The following is an 8010-nucleotide window of genomic DNA, read 5'->3' on the forward strand; positions in this document are numbered from 1 at the left end:
CTAATACCGCCGTCGCTGCGACGTCGATGTCAGCGACCAACGCCAGGTCTCGGCGCACTTCCGGAAAGCGCGAAAGCTCCTGGAATTTCGGCAAACGACCCAAGGATACTTCAGCCAAGAGTAGCTCAAACACGAACACCGGGCGATCAAGCCCCAAGGTTTTCGTCAGCTCGGGGTGAAGCGCGCCGACAAAACCGACTTCACGGCCATCGCGCTCGATGCGAGCTGTTTGGCCCGGATGCAATGCAGGATGTTGACTTGGCGTGAAGGTGAATGCGCCTAGCGCGCCAGCAAAACCGAGTACCGCTTCGACGTCAGCTTTGATATCGAAGAAGTCGACCGCGTCGCGACCTTGCGCCCAGCTTTCAGGCACGCGGCTGCCGCAGATAATGCCGGCGAGCATCGGCTCTTGCTTCAGGCCGTCCAACTGACCGACAAAACGCAGTCCACTTTCGAACATGCGTACGCGGTCTTGTTGACGATTGAGGTTGTACTGCAACGCTTTGACCAGACCTGGCCACAACGAAGAGCGCATGGCAGCCATGTCGACCGAAATAGGGTTAGCCAACAACAAAGGCTCTACGCCCGGATTGAACAGTTCAAACCACTTTGGATCGATGAAGCTGTAAGTGATCGCTTCCTGATAGCCACGCGCAACCAACATGCGGCGCAAAAGCGGCAAATCTGCCTGTGCTTCAGCTTTCGCTTGCGGCGCCAAACGCGCTTGCGGGTAACGAACAGGCAGGCGGTTATAGCCATACAAACGGGCCAATTCTTCGATCAGATCAACTTCAAGGCTGATATCGAAACGGTGGCTAGGAACTTCGACCAACCACTGACCTGCAACATCGGAGGACACTTTCAGGTCCAGACCGACAAGCAGACCCTCGACTTCAGCCGGGTCCATTTCCATGCCGAGCATCTGAGTGATGCGTTCAGCACGAAGAACCACTGGAGCGATGGAAGGCAGGTCTTTTTCGCTGACCGCTTCCGTGATCGGGCCAGCTTCGCCGCCGGTGATTTCAAGCAATAAACCGGTTGCGCGCTCGATAGCTTCGCGAGCCAACTGCCAGTCCACGCCGCGCTCGTATCGGTGCGATGCATCGGTGTGCAAACCGTAAGAACGCGCTTTACCCGCGATGGTGATCGGGTCGAAGAATGCGCTTTCCAGGAATATATCCTGAGTCTTGGCGCTAACACCGCTGTGCTCGCCGCCCATGACGCCGGCAATGGCCAAGGCGCGGGTGTGGTCTGCAATGACCAGCGTGTCGGCACGCAGGCTGACTTCCTGCCCGTCGAGCAGCACCAGTTTCTCGCCCTCTTCCGCCATCCGTACACGAATGCCGCCGTTAATCTCAGCGAGATCGAAGGCGTGCAGCGGCTGGCCGAGCTCAAGCATTACATAGTTGGTGATGTCGACTGCAGCGTCGATGCTGCGCACGTCTGAGCGACGCAAGCGCTCAACCATCCACAGAGGTGTCGGACGCGAAAGGTCGACGTTGCGCACCACCCGCCCCAGGTAACGAGGGCACGCAGCAGGTGCCAACACATCAATTGAACGCACTTCATCGTGTACAGCAGGCACAGCAGCCACTACCGGACGCTTGACCTCAGTGGCGTACAACGCGCCAACCTCGCGCGCCAAACCCGCCACCGACAGGCAATCGCCACGGTTAGGCGTCAGGTCAACTTCAATGCTCGCGTCGTCCAGTTGGAGGTAGACACGAATGTCCTGCCCCACGGGCGCATCAGCAGGCAGCTCCATCAAGCCATCATTGCCCTCGCCCACTTGCAGCTCGGACTCGGAACATAGCATGCCGTTGGATTCAACACCGCGCAGCTTGGCTTTCTTGATTTTGAAGTCGCCAGGCAGCTCAGCCCCAATCATGGCGAATGGAATCTTCAAGCCAGGGCGCACGTTTGGCGCGCCACATACAACCTGGAAAGTCTCTGCGCCATTGCTGACTTGGCAAACACGTAATTTGTCGGCGTCCGGGTGCTGCTCGGTGCTCAGCACTTCGCCCACTACCACGCCTGTGAATTCACCGGCGGCCAACGTGACGCTGTCGACCTCAAGACCGGCCATCGATAGTCGCGCGACCAGTTCGTCGCGGGACACTTGCGGGCTTACCCAGCCGCGCAGCCATTGTTCACTGAATTTCATCCTGCTCTCCTGAAAGATTCGTTACGAACGTGCGACCTAGCGAAATTGCGCGAGGAACCGCAAGTCGTTGTCGAAGAACAGACGCAAGTCATTAACGCCGTAACGCAGCATTGCCAGACGCTCAACGCCCATGCCGAACGCAAAGCCCTGGAACTCTTCAGGGTCGATACCAGACATGCGCAGTACGTTCGGGTGGACCATGCCGCAACCCAGAACTTCAAGCCAACCGGTTTGCTTGCACACACGGCAACCGTTGCCGCTGCACATCACGCACTGAATATCGACTTCTGCCGACGGCTCAGTGAATGGGAAGAAGGACGGACGGAAACGTACCGCCAGTTCTTTTTCGAAGAAAACGCGCAGGAACTCTTCGATGGTGCCTTTCAGGTCCGCGAAATTGATGTCGCGGTCGATCAGCAACCCTTCAACCTGGTGGAACATAGGCGAATGGGTGATATCCGAATCGCAGCGATATACCCGGCCTGGGCATACGATGCGAATAGGCGGTTGCTGCGTTTCCATGGTCCGCACTTGCACCGGGGAGGTGTGGGTGCGCAACAGCATGTTTGCATTGAAATAGAAGGTGTCGTGCATCGCCCGCGCCGGGTGGTGGCCAGGGATGTTCAGCGCCTCAAAATTGTGGTGATCGTCTTCGACCTCAGGACCTTCGGCAATGCCGTAGCCAATATGAGTGAAGAATTGCTCGATCCGCTCCAGCGTTCGGGTAATCGGGTGCAAACCTCCTGAGGTCTGTCCACGGCCCGGCAGGGTCACGTCAATGCCTTCAGCGGCGAGCTTTGCGGTCAGTTCCGCCTGCTCTAACGAAGCTTTACGTGCATTGAGAACCTCTGTGACACGCTCCTTGGCAAGGTTGATCAGCGCACCGACTTGTGGACGCTCTTCAGCTGGCAAATTTCCCAGGGTCTTCATCACCTGAGTCAACTCGCCCTTCTTACCAAGGAATTGAACCCGGATCAGCTCCAGGGCATTAACATCTTCAGCGTGTTGCACGGCCTCAAGTGCTTGAGAGACCAGCGCATCCAGGTTTTCCATTTACAGACTCCAGATACGAAACAGGGGAAGAGCTTAAGGCTCTTCCCCTATTTATGACGTTTAACACCGAACCCGAAAAACGGATCCGGTGATTGTCGGGGACTTAGGCCAAAGTGGCTTTAGCTTTCTCGACAATCGCAGCAAACGCAGATTTTTCGTTCACAGCCAGATCAGCCAGAACCTTACGATCGATCTCGATGAAGGCTTTTTTCAGACCGGCGATGAAACGGCTGTAGGACAGACCGTTAACACGAGCACCAGCGTTGATACGAGCGATCCACAGAGCGCGGAACTGACGTTTTTTCTGACGACGGTCACGGTAGGCGTATTGGCCTGCCTTGATTACCGCTTGTTTGGCAACACGGAATACGCGTGAACGCGCGCCGTAGTAGCCTTTAGCAAGTTTCAGAATCTTTTTGTGACGTTTACGGGCGACAACGCCACGCTTTACACGAGCCATGAGTTACTTCCTCTATTCTTGACCAGGATTAGCAAAGACGCAGCATGCGCTTCACTTTCGCAACGTCCGACGGATGCAGCAAGCTGCTACCGCGCAATTGACGCTTACGCTTAGTGGACATCTTGGTCAGAATGTGGCTCTTAAAAGCGTGTTTGTGCTTGATGCCGTTAGCAGTTAACAAGAACCGCTTAGCTGCACCACTTTTCGTTTTCATCTTTGGCATGTTCGTACTCCGCATTCAGTTGATAAACATAACCGCAAGGCCTGCCGTGCCCTGGTGGTTACTTCTTCTTTTTCGGGGCGATGACCATAATCAGTTGGCGTCCTTCCATCTTAGGATGCTGTTCGACCGAACCGTATTCGAGCAAGTCACCTTCAACCCGCTTCAACAGTTCCATCCCCAGCTCCTGGTGGGCCATCTCACGACCACGGAATCTTAACGACACCTTGGCCCTGTCCCCATCACTCAGGAAACGTACCAGGTTGCGCAGTTTTACCTGGTAATCCCCTTCCTCCGTCCCTGGACGAAACTTGATTTCTTTAACCTGAACCTGCTTCTGGTTCTTCTTCGCTGCAGCAACCTGCTTCTTCTTCTCGAAGATCGATTTGCCGTAATCCATCACGCGGCAAACTGGAGGTACTGCGTCGGCAGAAATTTCTACCAGATCGAGCTTGGCTTCTTCAGCAATACGAAGCGCTTCATCAATCGAGACGATGCCAATCTGCTCGCCGTCAGCGCCAATTAACCGAACCTCGCGTGCCGAGATATTCTCGTTGATCGGGGCCTTCGGTGCAGCTCGTTTATCTTGTCTCATTTCACGCTTAATAATAATTACTCCGAATCATGGCGACCACGCCGGGAAACCGCTTGAGCGAGAAATTCAGCGAATTGCGCGACCGGCATTGAGCCAAGGTCTACGCCTTCACGTGTCCGCACAGCGACAGTTTGCATTTCGACTTCCCGATCTCCAATAACCAAGAGATAAGGAACCTTGAGCAAAGTATGCTCGCGGATTTTAAAGCCGATCTTTTCATTTCTCAAGTCAGACTTGGCACGAAACCCGCTTTCAGACAGAGTTTTTTCTACTTCAAGGGCAAAATCTGCCTGTTTATCAGTAATATTGAGAATTACTGCCTGAGTAGGTGCAAGCCAGGCCGGGAAAGCGCCTTCGTAGTGCTCGATCAAAATACCGATGAAACGCTCGAACGAACCGAGAATTGCACGGTGCAGCATGACCGGGTGCTTGCGGCTGTTATCTTCCGAAACGTACTCGGCGCCCAAGCGGATTGGCAGGTTGAAATCGAGCTGCAATGTACCGCATTGCCATACCCGACCCAGACAATCTTTTAACGAAAATTCTATCTTGGGACCGTAGAAGGCTCCCTCGCCGGGTTGCAGATCATACGGCAAACCAGCGCTGTCGAGTGCAGCGGCGAGCGCACTTTCTGCACGATCCCACAAATCATCCGAGCCAACGCGCTTTTCAGGGCGAGTCGACAGCTTCAACTCGATGTCTTTGAAGCCGAAATCGGCATAGACATCCAGCGTCAACTTGATGAACGCAGCCGACTCTGCCTGCATCTGCTCTTCTGTACAGAAGATGTGTGCATCGTCCTGAGTGAAGCCACGAACACGCATGATGCCGTGCAACGCACCCGAGGGCTCATTACGGTGACATGCGCCAAACTCGGCCAGACGCATCGGCAATTCGCGGTAGCTCTTCAGGCCCTGATTGAATACCTGTACGTGGCACGGGCAGTTCATCGGCTTGATGGCGTAGTCGCGATTCTCGGACTGCGTAGTGAACATGTTTTCGGCGTAGTTGGCCCAATGGCCCGACTTCTCCCATAGGGAACGATCGACCACCTGTGGAGTTTTGATCTCCAGATAACCGTTTTCACGCTGCACTTTACGCATGTACTGCTCAAGCACCTGATACAGCGTCCAGCCGTTCGGGTGCCAGAAAACCATGCCCGGCGCTTCTTCCTGGGTGTGGAACAACCCGAGACGCTTACCGATTTTGCGGTGATCGCGCTTCTCAGCTTCTTCGATCCGCAGAATATAAGCAGCCAATTGTTTCTTGTCTGCCCAGGCCGTGCCGTATATACGCTGCAGCTGCTCGTTCTTCGCATCGCCACGCCAGTAGGCGCCGGAAAGCTTGGTCAGCTTGAACGATTTAAGGAAGCGAGTGTTCGGCACGTGCGGACCGCGGCACATGTCGACATATTCTTCGTGGTAATACAGGCCGAGGGTTTGTTCCTCGGGCATGTCTTCAACCAGACGCAACTTATAGTCTTCATGGCGAGCCGTGAAAACCTCGATCACTTCGGCGCGCGGAGTGACTTTTTTGATGACGTCGTAATCTTTTTCGATCAGTTGCTGCATACGCAGCTCGATCGCCGCCAGGTCGTCTGGGGTGAACGGTCGCTCGTACGCGATATCGTAATAGAAGCCGTCATCGATCACGGGCCCGATAACCATTTTGGCTGTCGGATAAAGCTGTTTGACCGCGTGCCCTACCAAGTGAGCGCAAGAGTGGCGGATGATCTCCAGCCCTTCTTGATCCTTTGGCGTGATGATTTGCAGGCTGACATCGCCTTCGATGAGATCGCTTGCATCGACCAATTGACCGTTGACCTTACCGGCCACGGTGGCTTTGGCCAAGCCTGCACCAATTGACAGTGCTACCTCGGCTACGGAAACCGGATGATCGAACGAACGCTGACTGCCGTCGGGAAGAGTAATGGTGGGCATGGCGCCTCCTCTCCTAGTGGTGACCCCTACCAAAGGTCACGTGGGTTGGGATGAGCCAGTACAAGATCCGGCGGTATGCCTGCCTCACATTGGCAGGAGCCCAAGGGCCAACCGTTTAACCGAACCAGAGTGACTGGAGTGGTACAAAACGAAAGCTTTTCGCACGTCCGACCAAGCTTTCTCGATCAGCCGTGCATATTCAGCCGCGCATCCTATCACAGATGAATGGGGACGACGTCGCAACTTGAGTCAAACCAGCCAAGACGCGTGAAAGCTCACCTATTAGTGAACTACATACGCCAAAAGACCCTCAGATGTTGGGTGAACGTTGTGACACAACCCCCTCATCCCAAGGAGTATTCAAGCATGCGTGTTTATCGCTTATTCACTCTCGCCGCCTCTCTCGCGGTACTGCTGCCACTCGGCGCACACGCCGCTGACGCCGCTTGGCCCAGTGGTGGACGTACTCAATTCGTAAATGAATGCGTTAATGCCGCCAGCAAAGACCTCGGCGCAGCGTCTGCCAAGGCACACTGTGACTGTGCTGCGGACACGGCTGAAAAGAAACTCAGCCCAGCAGAAATGAAAACGCTCAACTCTCCATCCGCACAAGGCAGTCCGGCGGTTGCGAAGTTAATGACGGAAGTCGGTGTCGCCTGCCCGACAAAATAGATTATTAGTTGCCGAAACCGGGGTTCCCGGACCGTTTTTAGGCTTTTTTCCACTTTTTTTACGCTAAAAGTGGATTTTTTTAAGGCCCTTTAAATTGAGCCAAAGCCCCGTAGACCGGGGCTTTCAACCATCTAAGCCCATACCTGAGCTGTATTGCGTGTGTAAACAGTGCGGCGAAAGCCTTCTACATCCAAACATTTCGACTATGATAGCTCGGTGTGCCCAGTTGGCCTGAGCAGCACAGTACTACTGAAAAAATTATGTTCTTGGAGATACACCATGTCTAATCGCCAAACCGGCACCGTAAAATGGTTCAACGATGAAAAAGGCTTCGGCTTTATCACTCCTCAGGGTGGCGGTGACGACCTGTTCGTACACTTCAAAGCTATCGAAAGCGACGGTTTCAAAAGCCTGAAAGAAGGCCAAACTGTTTCGTTCGTGGCTGAGAAAGGCCAGAAGGGCATGCAAGCTGCTCAGGTTCGCGGCGAGTAATTTCCCCGAGTCTAGCTCTTGAGCTTAGCTCTTGAGTTTTAAAAAACCCCGTCCACGTGACGGGGTTTTTTATGGGCGAAACAAAAACGCCTTAGCTGATGTTAGCCGCAATTGACGCGGATAATGGTCGAGTTGTCATCCGCATTGATGTTGAGACGATCCGAACGATACTCGAGCGTTACGATGGTATCGGGCTTAAGCAGCCGGACGCTAAAGGCACCCGCCTTGAGCCGAGCTTGCTCCAATAGTTGCGGCGATGCTTTTTGGCCTACGGCGAAATTAGCTGCAGCGGACGTACAGCGGTCGGGCGCGACTTCAGCCGCTGCAGTTGGGGCCTGAACCGGTTCTGACTTACTGCTGCAACCCGCAAAAAGAGCTGCGGCGACCACAACACCCAACGGTGCGAACTTCCAA

The 8010-nt window shown here is 54.5% G+C and carries 9 protein-coding genes; 2 read left to right on the top strand and 7 right to left on the bottom strand.

The features are described 5' to 3' along the window. The 6 genes from pheT to thrS form a co-directional block, all read right to left on the bottom strand. A partial coding sequence (pheT, locus tag M0974_RS14365) for a phenylalanine--tRNA ligase subunit beta (RefSeq protein ID WP_297837776.1) occupies positions 1–2164 on the bottom strand: 2164 nt, incomplete at its 3' end. Positions 2165–2200: 36 nt separating this feature from the next. Beyond that, positions 2201–3217, bottom strand: coding sequence for a phenylalanine--tRNA ligase subunit alpha (gene pheS, locus M0974_RS14370; protein ID WP_297837779.1), 1017 nt, complete (start codon positions 3215–3217; stop codon positions 2201–2203). Positions 3218–3320: 103 nt separating this feature from the next. Continuing rightward, entirely contained in the window at positions 3321–3677 is a 357-nt protein-coding gene (gene rplT / locus M0974_RS14375; RefSeq protein WP_297837782.1) for a 50S ribosomal protein L20, read from the bottom strand. A gap of 28 nt (positions 3678–3705) precedes the next feature. After that, a complete protein-coding gene (rpmI, locus tag M0974_RS14380) occupies positions 3706–3900 on the bottom strand; it encodes a 50S ribosomal protein L35 (RefSeq protein ID WP_297837785.1) in 195 nt (64 codons plus the stop codon). Positions 3901–3958: 58 nt separating this feature from the next. Beyond that, positions 3959–4510 carry a translation initiation factor IF-3 gene (gene infC, locus M0974_RS14385; protein WP_296251578.1) on the bottom strand — a complete coding sequence of 184 codons (552 nt, stop codon included), beginning with the start codon at positions 4508–4510 and terminating at the stop codon, positions 3959–3961. Further along, positions 4510–6432 carry a threonine--tRNA ligase gene (gene thrS, locus M0974_RS14390; RefSeq protein ID WP_297837787.1) on the bottom strand — a complete coding sequence of 641 codons (1923 nt, stop codon included), beginning with the start codon at positions 6430–6432 and terminating at the stop codon, positions 4510–4512. Before thrS ends, infC begins: the two co-directional genes overlap by 1 nt. Before the next feature lie 366 nt (positions 6433–6798). Here thrS and M0974_RS14395 point away from each other — a divergent pair, with 366 nt between their 5' ends. Then, the gene (locus M0974_RS14395; protein WP_297837789.1) at positions 6799–7104 is read left to right on the top strand and encodes a hypothetical protein; all 306 of its coding nucleotides are present in this window, start codon (positions 6799–6801) and stop codon (positions 7102–7104) included. 279 nt (positions 7105–7383) lie between these two features. Next, positions 7384–7596, top strand: coding sequence for a cold-shock protein (locus tag M0974_RS14400; protein WP_003234260.1), 213 nt, complete (start codon positions 7384–7386; stop codon positions 7594–7596). Between the two features lie 101 nt (positions 7597–7697). On the opposite strand, the gene M0974_RS14405 is transcribed toward M0974_RS14400, so the two are convergent. After that, on the bottom strand, positions 7698–8010 hold a 313-nt coding region (locus M0974_RS14405), incomplete at its 5' end, for an I78 family peptidase inhibitor (protein WP_297837794.1).

The sequence above is a fragment of the Pseudomonas sp. genome, from assembly GCF_026224925.1.
Classification (GTDB): domain Bacteria; phylum Pseudomonadota; class Gammaproteobacteria; order Pseudomonadales; family Pseudomonadaceae; genus Aquipseudomonas.

Bases quoted from the DNA above. Each gene is read 5' to 3' on its own strand.
- pheS (WP_297837779.1), bottom strand. From the start codon at position 3,217: ATGGAAAACCTGGATGCGCTGGTCTCTCAAGCACTTGAGGCCGTGCAA.
- rplT (WP_297837782.1), bottom strand. From the start codon at position 3,677: ATGGCTCGTGTAAAGCGTGGCGTTGTCGCCCGTAAACGTCACAAAAAG.
- rpmI (WP_297837785.1), bottom strand. From the start codon at position 3,900: ATGCCAAAGATGAAAACGAAAAGTGGTGCAGCTAAGCGGTTCTTGTTA.
- thrS (WP_297837787.1), bottom strand. From the start codon at position 6,432: ATGCCCACCATTACTCTTCCCGACGGCAGTCAGCGTTCGTTCGATCAT.
- M0974_RS14395 (WP_297837789.1), top strand. From the start codon at position 6,799: ATGCGTGTTTATCGCTTATTCACTCTCGCCGCCTCTCTCGCGGTACTG.
- M0974_RS14400 (WP_003234260.1), top strand. From the start codon at position 7,384: ATGTCTAATCGCCAAACCGGCACCGTAAAATGGTTCAACGATGAAAAA.